Consider the following 22,385-nt stretch of genomic DNA (forward strand, 5'->3'; position numbering starts at 1 on the left):
TGCGTAGTGATGTCTATGATGTAATTGCTCCATAAAACTTTTAGGAGGATGGCTTTGGAAATCATAACGACATGGCATGAGTGGGAACAATGGGCAGCTGAAGACTGGAGCATGTTCCCCTTGATTATAAAATCACCCAAGTGCTCGGGGGAATTGCCCGCATCCTGGAAGAAGGCCTGGGAACTAGCTTCTGAATACTCCGTAGTGTTGGAGAGTGGCAAGGGTGGCCGCTATACGTACTTAGGGTTAAATCCTGTATCAATATTAGAGGGCAAGGGAGAAGGTGCTGAGGTGTTTAGCCTTTTTCCCGAATCATTGGGTCATACAGCCGATGAGGGTTCACATGAGACTACAACGCTGCTAGGTCAGCCGCTAGAACTGCTACAGCAATGGATGTCAGGCTTCACCTCGCCAAGTCTAAACGTTCAGGGTATTCCCCCTTTTACCGGTGGATGTATTGGATTTCTAGGGTACGATGTGGTTCGTTCATTGGAGCGGTTACCGTCTCTTGCACAAGATGATCCCGGTTTTCCTGATTATCTCTTTATGAGGATGGATGAGGTATGGATTTATGATCACGAAGAGCATGTGCTTTATTGTGCTGTTCACGTCCCGGTTCCAGCAGAATGTGGGATGGAGGATTTGCAGAACCTTTATCTCGGTGCTATAGAACAGGCTGGGCGAATGGTAGAGCAGTGGCAGTTGGTATCCACTGCTTCGGGATTGAACGAAGAGATCAAAAGTAGCATGGAGGCCCTCACAGATTCCTCAGGAGAGTGGCCCGGTATGACCTCGGCCTTCTCGCCTGAGAAGTTCCAGCAGGCCGTGCTGGACGTTCAGGAATACATCCGTCAAGGCGATGTATTTCAGGTGAACCTCTCGCTGCGCCAGGAGGCGCAGCTGAAGTCCTCGCCGGAGGATGTTTACGAATGGCTGCGAGGGCTCAATCCGTCCCCGTACATGGGGCTCTTACGGTCGCCCGGCTTCGCGCTGTCCAGCGCTTCACCGGAGCTGCTCGTCAAGCTGCACGGGGACAAAGTGAGCGCCCGGCCAATCGCCGGCACCCGGCGCCGGGGCCTGACTCCCGCGGAGGATGCCGCCATGGAGGCGGAGCTTCGCGGGAGCGAAAAGGAGATCGCCGAGCATATCATGCTTGTCGATCTGGAGCGCAACGACATCGGGCGTGTCGCTGCATATGGATCCGTCAGCGTGCCTGAGTTGATGACGGTGGAACGCTACTCTCATGTGATGCATCTCGTTTCACAGGTAGAGGGCCAGGTCGCACCGGATAAGGATGCTTATGCTGTAATCTCAGCATTGTTCCCAGGGGGAACGATTACAGGTGCGCCGAAAGTAAGAACAATGGAAATCATTGAAGAGCTGGAGCCGGTTCGGCGTGGGCCGTATACAGGATCTATGGGCTTTATTGACTATAACGGAAATATGGAATTAAATATTATTATTAGAACACTGGCTGTAAAGGATGGAGTCGGATATATTCAGACAGGTGCGGGCATCGTGATCGACTCTGATCCATACCGTGAATACCGTGAATGCCATAATAAAGCCAAAGCGGTAGTGAAGGCAGTACGCTGTAGTGAACTACAGCAGGAATCGCTAACTGCCATTGGCGCCGAAGGGGGAGAAACACTGTGATCTTGGTCATCGATAATTATGATTCCTTTACGTATAACCTCGTACAGTATTTAGGTGAACTTGGGGAAGAGGTTAAAGTACACCGCAACGATGAAATTACCATTGAAGAAATTGAAAAAATGGCTCCCGATCATATTTTAATTTCACCAGGACCATGTACACCTAATGAAGCGGGGATCAGCTTGGAATTGTTACATCATTTCAAAGGTATTATTCCGATCTTCGGTGTATGCCTAGGGCATCAGGCGATAGGCCAAGCATTTGGTGGGAATGTTATTCGTGCAGAGCGTTTGATGCATGGAAAGACATCCCCGATTCATCATAAGGGCACGTCGGTATTTGAAGGTCTGGAGTCTCCTTTTACAGCAACAAGATATCATTCTTTGATTGTAGAGCGCGAGAGTCTGCCGGATTGTCTGGAGATTACAGCGGAGACCGAAGAAGGGGAGATTATGGCACTGCGCCATAAAGAATACCCTATCGAAGGTGTGCAATTCCATCCGGAATCGATTATTACGGATCATGGTCATACGATGCTGCGTAATTTCTTGAAACGGAGAGCCGGAGAAACGGCATGAAATATATAGGATTTAACAATGGTGTCATTGATGCAAGACAAGCCGTGGTTTCCGCACTGGATCACGGTTTTTTATACGGCATAGGATTGTTCGAGACCTTTCGTACGTATAGGGGAGTGCCTTTTCTGCTGGAGCGTCATTTGAAGCGTATGGCAGAGGGGTGCAAAGAGCTTGGCATTCCATTTGCGCAGGATGTCGATCAGCTGCAGGAGTGGATTCAGCATGTAATGGATAAAAATGAATTAAAAGAAGCTTATATACGCTATACAGTGACCGCTGGTGAAGATATTCTCGGATTACCCGCAGGTGATTATTGCGAACCTAATCATTTGCTGTACATCAAAGCGCTGCCGAATGTATCCGAAAAGATATATAGCGATGGCAAAGATCTGCAACTGTTGTCTTTACGGCGTAACACTCCGGAGGGAGCGGTTCGATTCAAGTCTCTGCATTATATGAATAATATTTTGGCCAAGCGTGAGCTTAGAGGTTATGTCTCTGCGGCCAATGGTGCTGAAGGACTGATGTTGACTGCACAAGAGGTCATAGCAGAGGGCATTGTCAGCAACATCTTTTTTATAAAAAATAATATTCTCCACACTCCAGATATCTCAACTGGGATTCTTCCGGGAATTACCCGGGAAATGGTAATGGAGCTCGCTCGTAGTGCTGGAATCAGGGTAGAAGAAGGCGCATATCATTGGGAACAGTTGAAAACAGCCGATGAAGTATTTCTTACCAATTCCGTACAAGAAATTGTCCCGGTCGCAACGCTTTGGGAAAAAGATAAAAAATTCACCGTAGGCGATGGCCTTTGCGGCAGAATGACTTCGGATTTGATTTTATTCTATAGAGAAAGGACGGGAATTTCGAAATGAGACCAGCCATATTCAAGCGGACATACCGCTGTGGAAATACTGATTTGGAATTGGGAAATCGAACGCTGATTATGGGTATCCTGAATGTAACCCCGGATTCTTTTTCAGATGGAGGACTTTGGGATGATCCGGACAAAGCAGTAGAACATGCGCTACAAATGGCCGCAGACGGTGCTGATATTATAGATATTGGTGGAGAATCTACCCGTCCTGGACATAAACCAGTGGGGCTTGAAGAGGAATTAGCTCGTGTATTGCCTGTCATCGAGAGTATTCATCGAGCGGCACCGCATATTCCGTTATCTATAGATACCTACAAAGCTGAAGTGGCACGCCAAGCTATTGCTGCTGGTGCGCATATCATTAATGATATATGGGGCTGTAAGGCTGATCCGGAAATGGCGGCAGTGGCAGCTGCTGCAGACTGTCCCATTATTTTGATGCATAACCGGCAGGACCGTGATTATACGAATCTAAGTGCGGATATGTCGGCAGACCTTAAGGAAAGTATTGATCTTGCTTTAGCCGCAGGAGTGAAGCCAGCCAATATCATCTTGGATCCAGGGATCGGCTTTGCGAAGGATTGTAATGAAAATTTGCAGGCGATGATGCTTTTGGATGGATTGACTGAGTTTGGCTATCCACTGTTACTGGCGACTTCACGCAAAAAATTCATCCGTACCGTACTTGATTTACCCGCTGATGATGTTGTGGAAGGTACCGCAGCTACAGTAGCCTTTGGTATTGCTCAGGGCTGCCAAATTGTACGAGTGCATGATGTGTCTCTGATAAAACGAACAGTCAAGATGTGTGATGCGATGTTGTATGCTGCACCTCCATTGGTGCGTGAATAAAGATATTTTATAAAAAGGGCGGGTTTAAAGATGGATAAAATGACACTGCATCGAATGGAATATTACGGATATCATGGTGTGTTTGAAGAAGAGCGTAAGCTGGGCCAACGTTTTTACATTGATTTGGAGCTGGAACTCGATCTACAGGGAGCGGGCCAGAACGATGATTTGAACCAAACCGTAAACTATGCTGAAGTGCATGAACTGGTCAAAAACATTGTCGAAATAAAGTCCTTTAAGTTAATTGAAGCTCTGGCAGAATATATTGCATCCTCCGTACTGGACACTTATACTGTTATCAATGCAGTAACGGTAAAGGTAACTAAACCGCATCCGCCATTCGACATTCATTTTCAGGGAGTGACTGTGGAGCTGCGCAGAACTAGAAAGTGAGAACAAAGTCCATGAATATACATTCCACCTCTGAAGAATCAGAGGCTTATATTGCTTTAGGGGCTAATTTGGGCGACCGTGAAGGCACGCTGTCAGAGGCTTTGAACAGACTGAATAATCATGATGAAATATCGGTAGTTCGCTGCTCCAAAGTCTACGAGACAGAGCCGGTAGGTTATTTAGATCAGCCGCAGTTTCTTAATATGGCAGCAGCTTTGCGCACGACGCTTGCGCCAGAGACCTTGCTGGAAGTAATGCTGGGGATCGAAACGAAGCTGGGTCGTATCCGGGATATTCGCTATGGACCGAGAACGGTAGATCTAGATTTATTGTGGGTAGAGGGCCAGACACTTGATACTCCGCATTTAACGTTACCGCATCCGCGTATGTTTGAGCGTGCATTTGTAATGCTTCCGCTCAGTGATATCGTTCCACAGAATGAACAGACTTCCGGACTCCGCAAGTTGATTACAGCAGCGCTTCAAGACATAGACGGGAAGGAAGGAATTCGATTGTGGACAACAAGCGTATGGGACGGAGGGTCAGGGCATTCCGCAAGCTAAAAGGTTATACTCAACAAGAACTTGCGGATCTCACTGGAATTTCCTTGGCTGTGCTTGGCGCAGTCGAGAGGGGAAATAGGCGTTTAGAAGATCAAATTTTAGATAAAATTGCGAATGTACTAGGGGTTACAACCGAAGAATTGGTTAACCCTGACTCATAATTTTTAAGCAATTCAAATAGGAATAGTGGAAGTGATACGAATGCTGAAGATTGGCGACATTGAGATGAAAAATCAAGTTGTTCTGGCACCTATGGCTGGGGTGTGCAATCCGGCCTTTCGTCTAATCGCTAAAGAGTTTGGTACAGGTTTAGTCTGTGCGGAAATGGTGAGCGACAAGGCTATTATTCACGGGAATACGCGTACTCGCGAAATGTTGTTTGTAGATGAACGGGAGAAACCGCTTAGTTTGCAGATTTTTGGCGGGGATAGAGAATCACTGGTGCAAGCAGCTAAAGTGGTTGATAAAGAAACCAATGCTGATATTATCGATATCAATATGGGATGCCCAGTGCCTAAAGTAACTAAATGTGATGCGGGAGCCCGCTGGCTTTTGAATCCCGACAAAATCTATGAAATGGTCTCTGCGGTTGTCGATGTTGTCGATAAACCCGTAACCGTGAAAATGCGGATTGGCTGGGATAGCGAGCATATTTTTGTCGAGGATAATGCGCGTGCAGTAGAGCGTGCCGGTGGCAAAGCTGTCAGTGTACATGGACGAACACGGGAGCAGCTTTACACGGGGCGTGCGGATTGGAATTATATCAAGATGGCAAAAGAAGCGGTCTCTATTCCGGTTATCGGCAATGGTGATGTCAACACACCTGAAGATGCCCGGGCAATGCTGGATCAGACCGGTTGTGATGGCGTAATGATCGGGCGTGGTGCGTTAGGTAATCCATGGATGCTGTTCCGTACGATTCAGTATTTAAGCACCGGGGAACTGATGCCTGAACCTGGATTGGATGAGAAGATTAAGGTTGCCATTCTTCATATGGATCGGCTGGTTGCACTTAAGGGAGAAGCAGTAGCCGTTCGGGAGATGCGTAAGCATATGGCTTGGTATTTAAAAGGCCTGAAATCTGCTGCACGAGTGAAGGATGTGCTCATGTTAGAGACAGAACGTGATGGAATGGTGAAGATTTTAAATGATTTTGTCGTTCAACTACAGCATGAAGAAGAGAATAAGGGTAATGTAATGTCTGCTTCCGCAATATAAACGTTATTTTCCTAACGCTTTTTGAACACATCCCACTTTATATGTGGTGTCATTGACATTTTGTAGCGGTTCCAATATAATTTCACAGTATAAAATCGCCGTTACAGTAAGTGCAATGCAGCAGGGAGGGTTCTTATCCTCCTAGATTAGCATATAGTATGGTGTTTTCAATAAATGTATACGACAGGAGAATCGGTTGAGATGAGCGATAAAGAAGTCATCCTTACGCCGGACGGGCTAAAGCGTCTGGAAGATGAGCTGGAATTCCTCAAATCTGTGAAACGCCGCGAGGTTGCTGAACGGATTAAGGTAGCGATTGGCTACGGAGATATCAGTGAGAACTCGGAGTATGAAGACGCGAAGAATGAGCAGGCTTTTATCGAAGGACGCGTTATCACCTTGGAGAAGATGCTTCGTAACGCGCGCATCATTAATAGCGACGAGATCGTTACTGATGTGGTAAGTATCGGTGTTACTGTAAGTGTTGAAGATTTGGAGTATGGTGACACTATGGAATACACGATCGTAGGTACAGCGGAGTCCGATCCACTGAATAATAAGATCTCCAACGAAAGTCCAGTAGGCAAAGCCATCATCGGCAAGAAAATAGGCACGATTGTTGACGTTAATACACCTGCAGGCGTTATTCAATATAAAATTCTCGATATCAGAATGAAGTAGTGTACAGATCTTATAGTCTGTAAATAGATGTGCTGCCGAATGTATAAGTAGTTTTGTTGTATACAGGCAGATAAGGGAACATTGTTTGGGAAAGCTTCCTTAGGGAAGCTTTTTTTCAAAATATAAGGGATTTATATCTGCAAGGGGATGAATAGCATGACCGAGGAAATGAATAATGTGGAGAATGCAGAGAACGAACTAAGTGAGCTTTTGCAAATCCGCCGTGCCAAATTGGACGAGCTAAGAGGACTTGGCATCGATCCTTTCGGCAAAAAGTATGAGCGTACAGCTAACGCTGGCGACCTAGTATCGAAGTATGATGGACTTTCAAAAGAAGAATTGGACGAGCTGTCTGTTGAAGTCAGCATAGCGGGTCGCATTATGGCAAAACGTGTTATGGGTAAAGCCAGTTTTGCGCATATCCAAGACCTCAGTGGAAGAATTCAGCTTTATGTTCGTCAAGACAGCATTCCTGAAACGCAATACGCAGCGTTCAATGTTCTCGATCTAGGAGATATCATTGGCGTTCGCGGAACAGTATTCAAAACCAAAACAGGCGAGACCTCCATTAAAGTGCATAATCTCGAAGTCTTGTCCAAGTCCTTGTTGCCACTTCCTGAGAAATATCATGGCCTTAAAGATGTAGAGCTGCGCTACCGTCAGCGCTATGTTGATTTGATTATTAATCCAGAAGTTCAACAGACCTTTATTGCTCGTTCAAGAATCATTCAATCGATGCGACGTTATTTGGATTCACTTGGCTATCTTGAAGTTGAAACACCTACACTTCATGCGATTGCCGGTGGAGCTGCTGCGCGTCCGTTCATCACTTACCACAACACGCTTGAAATGCAGCTTTATATGCGTATTGCTATTGAGCTTCATTTGAAACGTCTTATTGTTGGTGGACTGGAAAAAGTATACGAAATCGGTCGTGTATACCGTAATGAAGGCATTTCGACTCGTCACAATCCTGAGTTTACTATGATTGAGCTGTATGAAGCTTATGCTGATTACAAGGACATCATGAACCTTACGGAGAATATGATCGCTCATATTGCCCAAGAGGTATTAGGAACTCAACAGGTCGACTATCAAGGTAAGCCAGTAGATCTGTCACCAGGATGGCGTCGTGTAACTATGGTTGATGCCGTTAAAGAAGTAACCGGTGTTGATTTCAGTGTTCATATGACAGATGAGGAGGCACAGGCTCTGGCAAAAGAGCATCGTGTACCTGTCGAGAAGCACATGTCTTTCGGTCATATCCTTAATGCCTTCTTCGAGCAATTTGTAGAGGAAACTCTGATTCAGCCTACCTTTGTAATGGGACATCCGGTTGAAATCTCACCACTCGCTAAGAAAAACGATGAGGATCCACGCTTCACCGACCGTTTTGAATTGTTTATTGTGGGTCGTGAGCATGCGAATGCCTTTAGTGAATTGAATGATCCGATCGACCAGCGTCAACGCTTTGAAGCGCAAATCCAGGAGAAAGAGCAAGGTAATGACGAAGCTCATGAAATGGACGATGACTTCATCCGTGCTTTGGAATATGGTATGCCTCCTACAGGTGGACTGGGAATCGGTGTAGACCGTTTGATCATGTTGCTTACCAATTCTGCATCTATTCGTGATGTACTGCTGTTCCCGCATATGCGTAACCGTACAAACGAATAGTATTTATACAACAATGAGCACAGGGGAGCTGTCTAGCGGCGGTTCTCCTTGGCTACTGTTGATCAGAAGGTAAAGGTTCTGGTATCGTTTTGAGGATATATAGCTTAATACTTATTTATTTGAAAAAAAGTGTTGCAATGAATCTCTATACATGATATATTCTAAGTCCGGCCAAGAAATACACATGCCGAGCTCGAAAAAGAAGTTAAAAAAAGAGCTTGACATTAAATGGCCGAACATGATATAGTATAAGAGTTGCTGGTGACGAGATGATCGCTGCTAACAACGAGAACTTGATCTTTGAAAACTGAACAACGAGTGAGTAGGAAATCACGAAAGTGAAATCCAAAATTAGAGAATTAATTTTCTCGTCAGATGTTTCAAAATGAGCATATCGCTCTTTTCAATACTAATTGGAGAGTTTGATCCTGGCTCAGGACGAACGCTGGCGGCGTGCCTAATACATGCAAGTCGAGCGGAGTTATTTTGAAAGCTTGCTTTCAAAATAACTTAGCGGCGGACGGGTGAGTAACACGTAGGCAACCTGCCCTTTAGACTGGGATAACTACCGGAAACGGTAGCTAATACCGGATAATTTCTTTTTTCTCCTGAAGAAAGAATGAAAGACGGAGCAATCTGTCACTGAGGGATGGGCCTGCGGCGCATTAGCTAGTTGGTGGGGTAACGGCCCACCAAGGCGACGATGCGTAGCCGACCTGAGAGGGTGAACGGCCACACTGGGACTGAGACACGGCCCAGACTCCTACGGGAGGCAGCAGTAGGGAATCTTCCGCAATGGACGAAAGTCTGACGGAGCAACGCCGCGTGAGTGATGAAGGTTTTCGGATCGTAAAGCTCTGTTGCCAGGGAAGAACGTCCGGTAGAGTAACTGCTACCGGAGTGACGGTACCTGAGAAGAAAGCCCCGGCTAACTACGTGCCAGCAGCCGCGGTAATACGTAGGGGGCAAGCGTTGTCCGGAATTATTGGGCGTAAAGCGCGCGCAGGCGGTCATTTAAGTCTGGTGTTTAAACCTTGGGCTCAACCTGAGGTCGCACTGGAAACTGGGTGACTTGAGTACAGAAGAGGAAAGTGGAATTCCACGTGTAGCGGTGAAATGCGTAGATATGTGGAGGAACACCAGTGGCGAAGGCGACTTTCTGGGCTGTAACTGACGCTGAGGCGCGAAAGCGTGGGGAGCAAACAGGATTAGATACCCTGGTAGTCCACGCCGTAAACGATGAGTGCTAGGTGTTAGGGGTTTCGATACCCTTGGTGCCGAAGTTAACACAGTAAGCACTCCGCCTGGGGAGTACGGTCGCAAGACTGAAACTCAAAGGAATTGACGGGGACCCGCACAAGCAGTGGAGTATGTGGTTTAATTCGAAGCAACGCGAAGAACCTTACCAGGTCTTGACATCCCTCTGAATCCACTAGAGATAGTGGCGGCCTTCGGGACAGAGGAGACAGGTGGTGCATGGTTGTCGTCAGCTCGTGTCGTGAGATGTTGGGTTAAGTCCCGCAACGAGCGCAACCCTTAACTTTAGTTGCCAGCAAGTAATGTTGGGCACTCTAGAGTGACTGCCGGTGACAAACCGGAGGAAGGTGGGGATGACGTCAAATCATCATGCCCCTTATGACCTGGGCTACACACGTACTACAATGGCCGGTACAACGGGAAGCGAAGCCGCGAGGTGAAGCCAATCCCATCAAAGCCGGTCTCAGTTCGGATTGCAGGCTGCAACTCGCCTGCATGAAGTCGGAATTGCTAGTAATCGCGGATCAGCATGCCGCGGTGAATACGTTCCCGGGTCTTGTACACACCGCCCGTCACACCACGAGAGTTTACAACACCCGAAGTCGGTGGGGTAACCCGCAAGGGAGCCAGCCGCCGAAGGTGGGGTAGATGATTGGGGTGAAGTCGTAACAAGGTAGCCGTATCGGAAGGTGCGGCTGGATCACCTCCTTTCTATGGAGAATCGTCTTCTGCAATGAAGACATTCAAATCGGAAGTTAAACTTCCAAATCTCAGGTTTAGGCCTGTTACTCACTCGTTGCTCAGTTTTGAGAGTTTAAGCTCTCAAGTAAGACTTGATCCTTGAAAACTGGATACCGAAACGAATTTGCGTTTTAGAACATCTTTTAGCAACTTGTGCAAACAAGTAAATGTTATTAGTGAGATGATTCCAAGAGAAATGTCATTGTATGATATTTTCCTACGGAAAAATCAAGGTTAAGCTAATAAGAGCACACGGAGGATGCCTAGGCGCCAGGAGCCGACGAAGGACGTGGCGAACAACGAAACTGCCTCGGGGAGCTGTAAGCAAGCTTTGATCCGGGGGTGTCCGAATGGGGAAACCCAGCTGTGGTAATTCGCAGTTACTCATCTCTGAACACATAGGAGATGTAGAGGCAGACCAGGGGAACTGAAACATCTAAGTACCCTGAGGAAGAGAAAACAATAGTGATTCCGTCAGTAGCGGCGAGCGAACGCGGAACAGCCTAAACCTAAGAGCTTGCTCTTAGGGGTTGTGGGACGTCTCACATGGAGTTACAAAGGAATATGGTAGGCGAAGAGGTCTGGAAAGGCCCGCGATAGAGGTAAAAGCCCTGTAGCCTAAACTGTGTTCTCTCCGAGACGGATCCCGAGTAGTGCGGGGCACGTGAAACCCCGTATGAATCCAGCAGGACCATCTGCTAAGGCTAAATACTACCTGGCGACCGATAGTGAAACAGTACCGTGAGGGAAAGGTGAAAAGCACCCCGGAAGGGGAGTGAAATAGAACCTGAAACCGTGTGCTTACAAAAAGTCAGAGCCCTATTAATGGGTGATGGCGTGCCTTTTGTAGAATGAACCGGCGAGTTACGTTTAACATGCAAGGTTAAGTCGAGAAGACGGAGCCGCAGCGAAAGCGAGTCTGAATAGGGCGATTTAGTATGTGGACGTAGACCCGAAACCGTGTGATCTACCCCTGTCCAGGGTGAAGGTGCGGTAACACGCACTGGAGGCCCGAACCCACGCATGTTGAAAAATGCGGGGATGAGGTGGGGGTAGCGGAGAAATTCCAATCGAACTCGGAGATAGCTGGTTCTCCCCGAAATAGCTTTAGGGCTAGCCTCGGTATAAGAGTAGTGGAGGTAGAGCACTGATTGGGTGCGGGGTCCGCAAGGATTACCAAGCTCAGTCAAACTCCGAATGCCATATACTTATTGCCGGGAGTCAGACAGTGAGTGCTAAGATCCATTGTCAAAAGGGAAACAGCCCAGACCATCAGCTAAGGTCCCCAAGTGTGTGTTAAGTGGGAAAGGATGTGGAGTTGCACAGACAACCAGGATGTTGGCTTAGAAGCAGCCACCATTGAAAGAGTGCGTAATAGCTCACTGGTCGAGTGACTCTGCGCCGAAAATGTAACGGGGCTAAACACACCACCGAAGCTATGGCTAGATACGTATGTATCTGGGGTAGGGGAGCGTTGTATGTGGGTTGAAGGTGTACCGTAAGGAGCGCTGGACAGCATACAAGTGAGAATGCCGGTATGAGTAACGAAAAGATCAGTGAGAATCTGATCCGCCGAAAGCCCAAGGTTTCCTGAGGAAGGCTCGTCCGCTCAGGGTAAGTCGGGACCTAAGGCGAGGCCGAAAGGCGTAGTCGAAGGACAACAGTTTGAAATTACTGTACCACCGTAATCCGCTATGAGCGATGGGGTGACGCAGGAGGGTAGTGACGCGGACTGATGGATATGTCCGTCTAAGCAGTGAGGCTGATGTGTAGGCAAATCCGCACATCGTTAAGGCTGGGCTGTGATGGGGAGCGAAAATTACAGTAGCGAAGGTCATGATCTCACACTGCCAAGAAAAGCCTCTAGCCAGGAGAAGGTGCCCGTACCGCAAACCGACACAGGTAGGCGAGAAGAGAATTCTAAGGCGCGCGGAAGAACTCTCGTTAAGGAACTCGGCAAAATGACCCCGTAACTTCGGGAGAAGGGGTGCCCCGGTAGTGTGAATAGCACGAGGGGGCCGCAGTGAAAAGGCCCAAGCGACTGTTTAGCAAAAACACAGGTCTGTGCGAAGCCGCAAGGCGAAGTATACGGGCTGACGCCTGCCCGGTGCTGGAAGGTTAAGGGGAGTGGTTAGGGGTAACCCGAAGCTATGAACCGAAGCCCCAGTAAACGGCGGCCGTAACTATAACGGTCCTAAGGTAGCGAAATTCCTTGTCAGGTAAATTCTGACCCGCACGAATGGCGTAACGACTTGGGCGCTGTCTCAACGAGAGATCCGGTGAAATTTTAATACCTGTGAAGATGCAGGTTACCCGCGACAAGACGGAAAGACCCCATGGAGCTTTACTGCAGCTTGATATTGAATTTGGGTACGATCTGTACAGGATAGGTGGGAGCCGTAGAAATCGGAGCGCAAGCTTCGGTGGAGGCGCCGTTGGGATACCACCCTGATCGTATCTAGGTTCTAACCTAGTACCGTAATCCGGTACGGGGACCGTGTCAGGCGGGCAGTTTGACTGGGGCGGTCGCCTCCTAAAGAGTAACGGAGGCGTTCCAAGGTTCCCTCAGAATGGTTGGAAATCATTCGAAGAGTGCAAAGGCATAAGGGAGCTTGACTGCGAGACCTACAAGTCGAGCAGGGACGAAAGTCGGACTTAGTGATCCGGTGGTACCGCATGGAAGGGCCATCGCTCAACGGATAAAAGCTACCCTGGGGATAACAGGCTTATCTCCCCCAAGAGTCCACATCGACGGGGAGGTTTGGCACCTCGATGTCGGCTCATCGCATCCTGGGGCTGAAGTAGGTCCCAAGGGTTGGGCTGTTCGCCCATTAAAGCGGTACGCGAGCTGGGTTCAGAACGTCGTGAGACAGTTCGGTCCCTATCTGTCGTGGGCGCAGGAAATTTGAGAGGAGCTGTCCTTAGTACGAGAGGACCGGGATGGACGTACCGCTGGTGCATCAGTTGTTCCGCCAGGAGCATGGCTGAGTAGCTACGTACGGACGGGATAAGCGCTGAAAGCATCTAAGCGTGAAGCCCCCCTCAAGATGAGATTTCCCAATTAGTAAGACCCCTTGAAGACGACGAGGTAGATAGGTTGGAGGTGGAAGTGCAGTAATGCATGGAGCTGACCAATACTAATCGGTCGAGGGCTTATCCTATACTTAAGACGCAAATTCAATTCGGATTCAGTTTTCAGGCATCAAGCCTGGATTACGCTATGGAATTTATTCACACTTCTGTGATGAAGCAAATTTCACGCGACAGCGTCTGTTTCACAGACGCATGTTTGGTGGCGATAGCGGAGGGGTTCCACGCGTACCCATCCCGAACACGACCGTTAAGCCCTCCAGCGCCGATGGTACTTGGACCGAAGGGTCCTGGGAGAGTAGGACGTTGCCAAGCACGCAAGACCACTGTTGAGTCATCGACAGTGGTCTTTTTGTTGTATTATTGAAGAATTCATTAGGGTTTATTTGAGATACTACATTAGAGATAGGTGTAAGCATTGGTGATGGGTATGGTGGACTGTATAATTTCACCACTAAATGTCCACTCTGTGCGGACAATAGTCCAATAATTCGCTTACGCGGGAGTCGTTTTTTGAATACCTACTCTGATGATGTAATGTTCTTGACAGTCCAAATGCCCTTTGCTAAGATGGCAATAATATATTTTTGGATAAGCATCTCAAACCTAAATTGAAGATATGAACTTGTTCAACTTCCAGATGTACAGAGTTGTCTGTCGTGAATGGACTTAAAGTCGAAGGTTCTTCTTTTATAAAGTTTGTAGGCGGGTATAATTTAAAAACAACCGAGGAGGAATGACCCAGGTGTGGAAAGATAAGTTTGGTAAAGAAGGTCTGACTTTTGATGATGTGCTGTTGGTTCCGCGTAAATCTGAGGTACTGCCGAAGGAAGTAGATTTGACTACAGTTCTAAGTAAGAATGTGAAGTTGAACATCCCGCTTATGAGTGCAGGTATGGACACAGTCACAGAAGCGGCTATGGCCATTGCTATTGCTCGTGAGGGTGGTATCGGGATTATTCACAAGAATATGCCTGTAGAGCAGCAAGCGGAAGAAGTGGATCGTGTAAAACGTTCCGAGAGCGGAGTTATTACTAACCCATTCTCTCTTTCAGCAGAACATCTGGTATCCGATGCTGAACTGCTGATGGGTAAATATCGTATTTCCGGAGTACCGATTGTAGACAGTGACAACAAACTGGTCGGTATTCTAACTAATAGAGATTTACGTTTTATTCATGACTTTAATATTCCAATCAAAGAAGTTATGACACATGAGAATCTCGTGACTGCTGCTGTAGGTACGACACTTCAAGAAGCAGAAGGCATCTTACAACGTCATAAAATTGAGAAATTGCCGCTGGTGGACGAGAATAACGTTCTTAAGGGCCTAATCACAATTAAAGATATCGAGAAGGCGATTCAGTTCCCTAACGGAGCGAAAGATGCACAGGGTCGCTTACTAGTTGGAGCAGCTGTTGGTATCTCTAAAGATACATTCGAGCGTACTGCAGCGTTAGTGAAATCAGGTGTCGATTTGATCGTCGTCGATTCTGCACATGGTCACCACATTAATATTATTGAAGCGGTTCGCCAAATTCGTGAATTGTATCCTGATCTTACGATTGTTGCTGGTAATGTGGCTACAGGTGAAGCAACCCGTGAACTTATTGAAGCTGGAGCTTCTGTAGTTAAAGTAGGTATTGGACCTGGATCTATCTGTACAACACGAGTTATCGCTGGTATCGGTGTGCCGCAGGTTACAGCCATTTATGATTGTGCAACGGTTGCTCGTGAGTACGGAGTTCCTGTCATCGCTGACGGTGGAATCAAGTACTCCGGTGAAATCACTAAGGCTATTGCCGCTGGTGCTCATGCAGTAATGATGGGAAGTATGTTTGCGGGTACAGAAGAGAGCCCAGGAGAATCGGAGCTTTATCAAGGCCGTAAATTTAAAGTATATCGTGGTATGGGCAGTATGAGCGCCATGAAACAAGGCAGTAAAGACCGTTATTTTCAAGATGACGATAAAAAGCTTGTTCCTGAAGGAATTGAGGGACGTATTGCATTTAAAGGACCTCTTTCAGATACAGTTCATCAATTGATCGGGGGATTGCGCTCGGGTATGGGTTATTGTGGTACAAAGTCTTTGGAAGAACTTCGCAATGATACTTCTTTCATTCGCATCACAAGTGCTGGACTTCGTGAAAGCCACCCACATGATGTGCAAATTACGAAAGAAGCGCCAAACTATTCCGTATAATGGACTAACCGTACTATTTTTTGGACAGACAGGACTATTTCGTCCTGTCTGTCTTTTTTTGCGTGTACCCCTGTGTTAGAATAGAACAAGCTATTGATATGAGGTTTAAAAGGAGAGTAGTAATCATTGAAGCACAAACAGAAATTTAACGGTAAGCAATTTATGATTAAGACAGCGACAGTAGGTCTGCTTTTAAATATGTTAGTTTCCACTCCACTTCCGGCATTCGCAGAGGAAGGTACGACTACGACCATACAAGCCGGAACTGCAACTCAGACGACTCAGAAAGCAGTAAAGATCCCTTCTGTAGAATCACTGGGACTAAATTTGAAATCTGCGGTTCTAATAGAACCAACAACAGGTGAAATTCTTCTATCTATGAATGCAGATGAGGCTTTGCCTCCAGCAAGTATGACTAAGATGATGACAGAGTATCTTGTAGCAGAAGCGGTGAAGACTGGACAGATTTCATGGGATCAAAAAGTCATAGTAGGGGAAAATGCGTCTAAACAGGTTGGCTCACGTATTTTTCTAGCGGAAAAAGACGAGCATACGGTTGAAGAGCTGTACATAGCAATGGCTGTCGGATCTGCAAATGATGCTACAGTCGCTTTGGCAGAACTAGTATCCGGGTCAGAATTGGAATTCGTAGAGCTAATGAATCAGACTGCCCAGAAGATGGGTATGAAAACTGCCTATTTTGTTAATTCTACTGGACTAGACAAAGCTGACATGCCTAAGAAGTACCGCTCAACTGATAAGAAAGAAAACGTAATGTCAGCGATGGATGCTGCTATTCTTGCCAAATATATTGTTACTGATCATCCTGATTTTAATAGATTTACAACGGTTCAGTCTTATAAGTTCCGTGAACGCGATACTGCTCCAATGATTAACTTTAACTGGATGTTGGAATCGAATAAGAATATACAGAATTTTAAGGCTTATGCTTATGAGGGACTGGATGGTTTGAAAACAGGCCATACCGCTAGAGCTAAATATTGTTTTGCAGGTACAGCTGAACGTGATGGTATGCGTCTGATCAGTGTAGTAATGGGGGCTAATACAGAGCCACACCGTTTTACAGAGACGAAGAAAGTACTTGATTTCGGATTTAATAATTTTGAAATTAAACAGGTTGTAGCGCCTAAAGCAGTGTTAGCCGGCAACGAAACCGTGCCAGTTCTTAAAGGGAAAAATAAAAAGGTGTCTGTAGTTACGGATGAAGCTGTTTCGTTTATCGTCCCTAAGGGAACAACCTCCCCTCAAATTAAAACAACCGTTGAAATCAATGATCCAGCAACCTTAGTTGCTCCTATAGAACAATCTGCTAAAGTGGGTAAGGTTACTTATTCCTACCAAGTTGAAGGCATGTCTGATGTTCAGCAGAAGACAGTTAATCTGATTACTGCCGAAGAAGCGGAAAAAGCCGGTTGGTTCAGTTTATTCCTTAGAGCCATTGGAGATTTCTTCGGCGATTTATTTACAGGGATCAAGAACTTGTTCTAATGAATATAGCATTGAAAATTGCGTTAATCCGAGTAAGTGGATTGTATATTTCCCTTCATTGGGGTAAAATTACAAGTTAGATTAAGATAGATCATTCGGGGGGCTAGGACATGGAAACTGGAACATCGCGCGTTAAAAGAGGCATGGCAGAAATGCAAAAAGGCGGCGTCATTATGGACGTCATGAATGCAGAACAAGCAAAAATTGCTGAGGCTGCGGGTGCAGTAGCTGTTATGGCATTGGAACGCGTGCCTTCTGATATTCGCGCAGCTGGCGGTGTAGCACGGATGGCCGATCCTACAATTGTAGAAGAAGTTATCAAAGTGGTAAGTATCCCTGTTATGGCTAAGGCTCGTATTGGCCATTACGTAGAAGCAAAGGTTTTGGAATCCTTGGGTGTTGACTATTTGGATGAGAGTGAAGTTCTTACTCCTGCTGATGAAGTCTTCCATATTAATAAACGTGAGTTCACTGTTCCGTTCGTATGTGGAGCTAAAGACTTGGGTGAAGCCTTGAGACGTATTAATGAAGGTGCATCCATGATCCGTACGAAAGGTGAACCAGGAACAGGCAACATTGTTGAAGCAGTGCGTCATATGCGCTTTATCAATAGTCAAATCCGCAAAGTAACTAATTTGTCCAAGGATGAGCTATATAATGAAGCTAAGAACCTGGGAGTTGCTTACGAGCTACTGCTTGAAGTGCATGAGCTTGGTAAGCTGCCGGTTGTTAACTTTGCTGCTGGCGGTGTAGCAACTCCTGCCGATGCTGCCCTGATGATGCATCTAGGTGCGGATGGTGTGTTTGTAGGCTCAGGTATTTTTAAATCGGACAACCCTGAGAAATTTGCCCGTGCGATCGTTGAAGCCACTACACACTATACGGATTACAAACTGATTGCAGAAGTATCTAAGAACCTTGGCGCACCCATGAAGGGGATTGATATTGCAACTCTAACCCCGGCTGAACGTATGTCGGAGCGTGGCCGTTAATAGAGAGAAGGTTGCCGGATGAAAATAGGAGTGCTGGCGCTTCAAGGCGCAGTTACGGAGCATATTGTTAGTATAGAGAAGACGGGAGCAGTGGGCGTACCTATCAAGCGGGTAGAGCAGCTTGAGGAGGTTGATGGCCTAATTATTCCTGGTGGTGAGAGTACAACGATCGGTAAACTGATGCGAAAATATGGCTTCATCGAAGCCATACGTAATTTCTCCAATCAGGGCAAGCCGATTTTTGGAACATGCGCGGGTATGATTGTTCTGGCCAAACAAATTGCCGGCGGCGAACCAGGGCATTTGGAGCTAATGGACATTACGGTGGCTCGGAATGCATTCGGTCGTCAACGGGAAAGCTTTGAATGTGATCTGAAGGTTAAAGGAATTGATGAGCCAGTTCGTGCTGTTTTTATACGTGCACCGCTTATCAACGAGGTAGGCCCGGGTGTAGATGTACTTACAGTCTATAATGATGAGATTGTAACTGCACGGGAGGGTAACCTGCTGGTGTCTTCCTTTCATCCAGAATTGACCGATGATTTCAGACTGCATCAATATTTTGCTGATATGGTAGAGGCTACTAGGCAAGTGCAACAACAGAATCGCATATAAGAACATCCTGACTCTTTCAAAGCTGTAAGCAGCAATTTGAAAGAGTTTAGGCTGTTTTCAGGAGGGAAACTTTGTGTTAGACGTAAAAGTATTACGCAGTGATTACGCTCGAGTTGAACAAGCTTTAGAGAAACGGGGTAAATCACTGGATTTAATTGCTGATTTTCCACAACTTGATCTACGCAGACGTGAATTACTGCAAGAAACAGAAGGTCTTAAGAACCGTCGTAATACGGTGTCTGGTGAAGTAGCTAAGAAGAAAAAGAATGGTGAGCCTGCAGATGACCTAATTGCAGAAATGCGTACGGTATCTGACCGCATTAAAGAGCTTGATGACGAAGTGCGTGAATTGGAAGTTCAGATTGCTGAACTTACTATGAGTATTCCGAATATTCCGCATGATTCAGTTCCAGTTGGTAAATCTGAGGATGATAACGTAGAATTGCGTCGCTGGTCGGAGCCAAAAGAATTCGGATTTACTCCGAAATCACATTGGGAGCTTGCGCAGCAGCTCGATATTATTGATTTTGAAGCTGCAGCGAAGGTTACGGGATCACGGTTTGTTTTTTATAAAGGACTGGGAGCACGTTTAGAGCGGGCGCTTATTAACTTTATGATGGATCTGCACAGCGGGGAGCATAATTATGAAGAAATGCTGCCGCCTTACATTGTGAATAAAGACAGCTTGTACGGAACGGGACAACTTCCTAAGTTTGAGGAAGATCTGTTTAAGTTACGTGACACTGAATACTATTTGATTCCGACAGCGGAAGTACCTGTAACCAACTACTATCGCGAAGAGATTTTGACTGCAGCAGATCTACCTAAGTATCATGTAGCATACAGCTCTTGTTTCCGTTCTGAGGCGGGTTCGGCTGGCCGTGATACTCGCGGTCTGATCCGTCAGCATCAATTCAACAAAGTAGAGCTGGTAAAGCTTACTACACCTGAATCCTCTTATGAGGAGTTAGAGAAAATGACAGCAGATGCTGAGCGCGTCCTGCAGCTTCTTGGATTGCCTTATCGCGTACTTGGGCTATGTACAGCTGATATGGGCTTTACATCGGCTAAGACGTATGATTTGGAAGTATGGCTGCCTGAGAGTGGAATGTACCGTGAAATCTCTTCTTGCTCGAATACAGAGGACTTCCAAGCGCGTCGGGCAAATATTCGTTTCCGTAAAGATCCGAAATCTAAACCTGAATTTGTTCATACACTGAACGGATCTGCTTTGGCTGTTGGGCGTACTGTTGCAGCGATTCTTGAGAATTATCAGCAAGAGGATGGCAGTGTTCTGATTCCAGAATGTCTACAACCGTATATGCGCAATGTGAAATCGATCCAACCTAAAAATATTTAAGAAAACAGTTGCTTTTAATCGCACTCTAGGTTACAATTACTAATGCATGTGAAATTTATATGCATTTGGAGAGGTACCGAAGCGGTCATAACGGGGCGGTCTTGAAAACCGTTAGAGTGCAAGCTCACGTGGGTTCGAATCCCACCCTCTCCGCCATTCCTTTATGAAACTATAAGAAATAAGCAGATAGAAGCCGTCTCCTTTGGAGGCGGTTTTTTTGTTGTGCTTGAAATGGTGCAGTTTCAGGCATTGTTTGATGAACCTAGTTCCATTGAGAATAAAAAGATTGATTTCTCCGCAATGTATTAGGGAAGGAGGATGATCATAATTATGGACAGACAATTGGAAGTAGATCAGCATAATCTTGTCTCGGCCTGGCAAGAACGCCTGCCTGCGTTAATGGAGGATGGGGACAGTTTCAATGTACTAGCGGATGAAGGTGATCCGAATAGTCTGCTTATTCATTTTAATGCTGCGGGACGTCAAGGGTACTCACTTGATTTTCGCTGCAGATATGTAGATAGCAGGGAGGTCGCTGTTGATCTGCTTGATGTGGAGCAGAGTGGAATTCATATTGATGAGCACAATGATGCAGTACAGCTATTAGCACAACAGTATTCACGACAAATTCACGAGTGTGCTCAGGCGCTACAGAGTATAACTAATCCTTAGGAGGAATGAACAATGTCAAAGCCGAAAAGTATTCCAGTTCCCGGGGCACAGCCTAACGATGGCGAGCGCAGAAAGGAGCATAATTCTTCTGCACCAGAGCCACTTTCTGGCTCTAAAAAGGTGAAGCAGGCTAATCATGTTGACCATCATAATCCGCAAGGATAATAAATAAAAACAATAACAATTATAAAGAAGTGTTTCTTGATTTTTACAAATAGTTTATCATAAGGGGGGGAGATTTTTTTTACATGGGAGAGGAGAAAAATAATGAACAAAAAATGGGGTTTATCCGCCGCGGCACTGTTGCTTACAGCAGCGGTAATTCTGCCGGGATGTGGAAGTAAACAGGAGGCGCCAAAAGAGGCCTTAAAATCAGCCGCTACAAAAGCGACTGCGATGTCTTCATATGAAATGAAGAGTAAATTCTCGATCAACGATCTAACCATCGAGACCGCTGACGCTGAATCTGCTGCAATGACCACACAGGTACTCAGCATGCTTAAGAACGCTGATATAACTATTGACGGTGTTTACCAGGCTGATCCAATGCAGACAGAGCTAACTATGGTTCTGAATCTTAAGGGAGATATGAGCATGAGCTTCAATGTCCCTATGGTGATGACCACTGAGAAGCTGTATGTTAAGATTCCATCGATTCCGTTCTTTCCGATTCCGGAGACCATCGTCAATAAATTTGTAGAAGTGGATCTAAAGGCGTTGGCAGAGCAAGAGGGTGCTGAGTTTAATCCCAGCTCTCTTGATACACAGAAAATGCAAAAGTTCTCTAATGAAGTAATGGACACTGTATTAGCGGAATATGATGAAGGAAAATATTTTAATGAGCTTAGTCCAACGGATGCAAATTTACCAGAGGGTGTAGAAGCTAAACAGGTCGTTCAGTTCCAAGTGACGAACGATAATGTTAAAGAAGCAATCACTATCTTCGTGAATAATGCCCTGCCTAAAATCATTGATATTGTGAGCAAGGAAGAGTACAAGGATATGCTGCAAATTAATGATGCGGATCTGGCTAAGGCTAAAGAAGAGATCACATCGAGTGAGACTAGAACTGAATTCGATAAGAGCTTGGCTGATCTTGATAAGTATCTTACGATCAATCAGTTCCATTACAATACGGCGATCAATAAAGACGGATTTGCTGTGTATCAGGATTTATTGATGGACATTAAAGTAAATGATCCGGAAGATGGTACGAACGTAGCCTTCTCTATAAACGGAACAGGTCAATATGACAAGATTAACGAGAAGCCAGTGTTTAAGATTGGCATTCCTCAAGGTGATGATGTAATTACAATGGATCAACTAGAGGAACAATTCGGTAGCTTGGGGACTTATTAATTAAGAAGTTACGAGAGAAAGACCCGCATGCCAGCGTATGATTTACGCCCATGCGGGTCTTTTTTTATTAGAACAATAAGATTATTAAT

The 22,385-nt window shown here is 46.1% G+C and carries 18 protein-coding genes, 1 tRNA gene and 3 rRNA genes; all 22 read left to right on the forward strand.

The window, feature by feature from the left end:
• The first annotated feature begins 111 nt into the window (after positions 1–111).
• The 22 genes from MHB64_RS00380 (at position 112) to MHB64_RS00485 (ending at position 22,296) form a co-directional block, all read left to right on the forward strand.
• Complete coding sequence (locus MHB64_RS00380) at positions 112–1,656, forward strand: anthranilate synthase component I family protein (RefSeq protein WP_341136034.1); 1,545 nt, start codon at positions 112–114, stop codon at positions 1,654–1,656.
• Positions 1,653–2,234, forward strand: coding sequence for an aminodeoxychorismate/anthranilate synthase component II (gene pabA / locus MHB64_RS00385; protein ID WP_042123170.1), 582 nt, complete (start codon positions 1,653–1,655; stop codon positions 2,232–2,234). The genes MHB64_RS00380 and pabA overlap by 4 nt, the downstream gene beginning before the upstream one ends.
• The gene (locus MHB64_RS00390) at positions 2,231–3,112 is read left to right on the forward strand and encodes an aminotransferase class IV (RefSeq protein WP_341133475.1); all 882 of its coding nucleotides are present in this window, start codon (positions 2,231–2,233) and stop codon (positions 3,110–3,112) included. Before pabA ends, MHB64_RS00390 begins: the two co-directional genes overlap by 4 nt.
• A complete protein-coding gene (folP, locus tag MHB64_RS00395) occupies positions 3,109–3,966 on the forward strand; it encodes a dihydropteroate synthase (protein WP_094871976.1) in 858 nt (285 codons plus the stop codon). Before MHB64_RS00390 ends, folP begins: the two co-directional genes overlap by 4 nt.
• A gap of 30 nt (positions 3,967–3,996) precedes the next feature.
• A complete protein-coding gene (folB, locus tag MHB64_RS00400; RefSeq protein WP_042183904.1) occupies positions 3,997–4,359 on the forward strand; it encodes a dihydroneopterin aldolase in 363 nt (120 codons plus the stop codon).
• 11 nt (positions 4,360–4,370) lie between these two features.
• A complete protein-coding gene (gene folK, locus MHB64_RS00405) occupies positions 4,371–4,922 on the forward strand; it encodes a 2-amino-4-hydroxy-6-hydroxymethyldihydropteridine diphosphokinase (protein WP_094871974.1) in 552 nt (183 codons plus the stop codon).
• On the forward strand, positions 4,889–5,083 hold the full coding sequence (locus MHB64_RS00410) for a helix-turn-helix domain-containing protein (protein WP_234540301.1): 195 nt from the start codon (positions 4,889–4,891) through the stop codon (positions 5,081–5,083). Before folK ends, MHB64_RS00410 begins: the two co-directional genes overlap by 34 nt.
• A 40-nt stretch (positions 5,084–5,123) precedes the next feature.
• On the forward strand, positions 5,124–6,140 hold the full coding sequence (dusB, locus tag MHB64_RS00415; RefSeq protein ID WP_094871973.1) for a tRNA dihydrouridine synthase DusB: 1,017 nt from the start codon (positions 5,124–5,126) through the stop codon (positions 6,138–6,140).
• 201 nt (positions 6,141–6,341) lie between these two features.
• A complete protein-coding gene (gene greA, locus MHB64_RS00420) occupies positions 6,342–6,821 on the forward strand; it encodes a transcription elongation factor GreA (RefSeq protein ID WP_042183910.1) in 480 nt (159 codons plus the stop codon).
• Between the two features lie 156 nt (positions 6,822–6,977).
• Positions 6,978–8,498: a lysine--tRNA ligase gene (gene lysS, locus MHB64_RS00425; RefSeq protein WP_179085871.1), complete on the forward strand. Its 1,521-nt coding sequence runs from the start codon at positions 6,978–6,980 to the stop codon at positions 8,496–8,498.
• Positions 8,499–8,908: 410 nt separating this feature from the next.
• Positions 8,909–10,466, forward strand: a 16S ribosomal RNA gene (locus MHB64_RS00430).
• Between the two features lie 262 nt (positions 10,467–10,728).
• Positions 10,729–13,657, forward strand: a 23S ribosomal RNA gene (locus MHB64_RS00435).
• Between the two features lie 127 nt (positions 13,658–13,784).
• Positions 13,785–13,901: ribosomal RNA gene (gene rrf / locus MHB64_RS00440) — 5S ribosomal RNA — on the forward strand.
• Together the 16S, 23S and 5S rRNA genes form the textbook arrangement of a ribosomal RNA operon.
• Before the next feature lie 430 nt (positions 13,902–14,331).
• Entirely contained in the window at positions 14,332–15,789 is a 1,458-nt protein-coding gene (guaB, locus tag MHB64_RS00445; RefSeq protein WP_094873282.1) for an IMP dehydrogenase, read from the forward strand.
• Between the two features lie 162 nt (positions 15,790–15,951).
• On the forward strand, positions 15,952–17,298 hold the full coding sequence (locus MHB64_RS00450; RefSeq protein ID WP_094873287.1) for a D-alanyl-D-alanine carboxypeptidase family protein: 1,347 nt from the start codon (positions 15,952–15,954) through the stop codon (positions 17,296–17,298).
• Positions 17,299–17,408: 110 nt separating this feature from the next.
• Positions 17,409–18,290, forward strand: a complete 882-nt coding sequence (pdxS, locus tag MHB64_RS00455) for a pyridoxal 5'-phosphate synthase lyase subunit PdxS (RefSeq protein WP_280789058.1) — start codon at positions 17,409–17,411, stop codon at positions 18,288–18,290.
• 18 nt (positions 18,291–18,308) lie between these two features.
• Positions 18,309–18,905 carry a pyridoxal 5'-phosphate synthase glutaminase subunit PdxT gene (gene pdxT, locus MHB64_RS00460; RefSeq protein WP_341133476.1) on the forward strand — a complete coding sequence of 199 codons (597 nt, stop codon included), beginning with the start codon at positions 18,309–18,311 and terminating at the stop codon, positions 18,903–18,905.
• A gap of 73 nt (positions 18,906–18,978) precedes the next feature.
• A complete protein-coding gene (gene serS, locus MHB64_RS00465; protein WP_094877834.1) occupies positions 18,979–20,265 on the forward strand; it encodes a serine--tRNA ligase in 1,287 nt (428 codons plus the stop codon).
• Positions 20,266–20,332: 67 nt separating this feature from the next.
• Positions 20,333–20,421, forward strand: a tRNA-Ser gene (locus MHB64_RS00470).
• Between the two features lie 174 nt (positions 20,422–20,595).
• Positions 20,596–20,937 (forward strand): hypothetical protein, encoded by a 342-nt coding sequence (locus MHB64_RS00475; protein WP_094873278.1) that lies wholly within the window; start codon positions 20,596–20,598, stop codon positions 20,935–20,937.
• A 12-nt stretch (positions 20,938–20,949) separates the two neighbouring features.
• The gene (locus MHB64_RS00480) at positions 20,950–21,102 is read left to right on the forward strand and encodes a small acid-soluble spore protein P (RefSeq protein WP_060623882.1); all 153 of its coding nucleotides are present in this window, start codon (positions 20,950–20,952) and stop codon (positions 21,100–21,102) included.
• A gap of 102 nt (positions 21,103–21,204) precedes the next feature.
• Positions 21,205–22,296 carry a hypothetical protein gene (locus MHB64_RS00485; RefSeq protein ID WP_341133477.1) on the forward strand — a complete coding sequence of 364 codons (1,092 nt, stop codon included), beginning with the start codon at positions 21,205–21,207 and terminating at the stop codon, positions 22,294–22,296.
• Positions 22,297–22,385: the final 89 nt, after the last annotated feature.

It is taken from the genome of Paenibacillus sp. FSL K6-2859 (assembly GCF_038008265.1).
Lineage (GTDB): Bacteria > Bacillota > Bacilli > Paenibacillales > Paenibacillaceae > Paenibacillus_AQ > Paenibacillus_AQ nitricinens.